This window comes from Pseudomonas sp. (assembly GCF_050739655.1).
Taxonomy (GTDB): Bacteria; Pseudomonadota; Gammaproteobacteria; order Pseudomonadales; family Pseudomonadaceae; genus Aquipseudomonas.
The window spans coordinates 1-1515 of sequence record NZ_JBOIBY010000306.1 but is presented as its reverse complement, the minus strand read 5'-3'; the positions used below and the strand labels follow the sequence as shown (position 1 = coordinate 1515).

1 pseudogene is annotated in these 1515 nt (G+C 59.3%); it reads left to right on the top strand.

The annotated features are described in order from the left end of the window. Positions 1–68 precede the first annotated feature (68 nt). A pseudogene (gene gltB / locus ACRESJ_RS14775) lies at positions 69–1515 on the top strand (glutamate synthase large subunit); the annotation flags it as partial.

Below are 1515 nucleotides of genomic sequence, written 5' to 3'. Positions count from 1 at the left end.
CGGATGGTAAGGGGTTGAATTGAAAAGAAATTTGCCTCGATCAGAGGCAGCCTGGTGAGAAAGTGTCTATGAAAGCAGGTCTGTACCAACCAGATGAATTCAAGGATAACTGCGGTTTCGGCCTGATTGCCCATATGCAGGGCGAGCCCAGTCATACCCTTTTGCAAACGGCCATCGAGGCCCTGACCTGCATGACCCACCGCGGTGGGATTAATGCCGACGGCAAGACCGGTGACGGTTGCGGTCTGCTGATTCAAAAGCCGGATGCGTTCCTGCGAGCCATTGCCCAGGAAACCTTCGGCGTCGAAATGCCCAAGCAATATGCCGTGGGCATGGTTTTCTTCAACCAAGACCCGGTCAAAGCCGAAGCCGCTCGCGAGAACATGAACCGCGAGATCCTGGCCGCCGGCTTGCAGCTGGTCGGCTGGCGCAAAGTGCCGATCGACACCAGTGTCCTCGGCCGCCTGGCCCTTGAGCGCCTGCCACAGATCGAGCAGGTGTACATCGGCGGTGAAGGCCTGAGCGATCAGGACATGGCGATCAAGCTGTTTACCTCCCGTCGTCGCTCGTCCGTGGCCAACGCCGCCGACGTCGACCACTACATCTGCAGCTTTTCCCACAAGACCATCATTTATAAAGGCCTGATGATGCCGGCGGACTTGACCGCCTTCTATCCAGACCTGAGCGATGAGCGTCTGCAAACCTCGATTTGCGTGTTCCACCAGCGCTTCTCCACCAACACCCTGCCGAAATGGCCTCTGGCTCAACCGTTCCGCTTCCTGGCGCACAACGGCGAGATCAACACCATCACCGGCAACCGCAACTGGGCCGTGGCCCGTCGTACCAAGTTCACCAACGATTTGATGGACCTGGAAGAACTCGGCCCGCTGGTCAACCGCGTCGGCTCCGACTCCTCCAGCATGGACAACATGCTCGAGCTGATGGTCACCGGTGGCATCGACCTGTTCCGTGGCGTGCGGATGATCATTCCGCCAGCCTGGCAGAACGTCGAGACCATGGACCCGGATCTGCGTGCGTTCTACGAATACAACTCGATGCACATGGAACCGTGGGACGGCCCGGCCGGCGTGGTAATGACCGACGGTCGCTACGCGGTGTGCCTGCTCGACCGTAACGGTCTGCGCCCGGCGCGTTGGGTGACCACCAAGAACGGCTTCATCACCCTGGCTTCGGAAATCGGTGTCTGGAACTACCAGCCTGAAGACGTGATCGCCAAGGGTCGTGTTGGCCCGGGCCAGATCTTTGCCGTGGACACCGAAACCGGCCAGATCCTCGATACCGATGCGATCGACAACCGTCTGAAGTCCCGTCATCCGTACAAGCAATGGCTGCGCAAGAATGCCCTGCGCATCCAGGCGACCATGGAAGACAACGACCACGGTTCGGCGTTCTACGACGTCGATCAGCTCAAGCAATACATGAAGATGTACCAGGTCACGTTCGAAGAGCGCGACCAGGTGCTGCGTCCGCTCGGCGAGCAAGGCTACGAAGCCG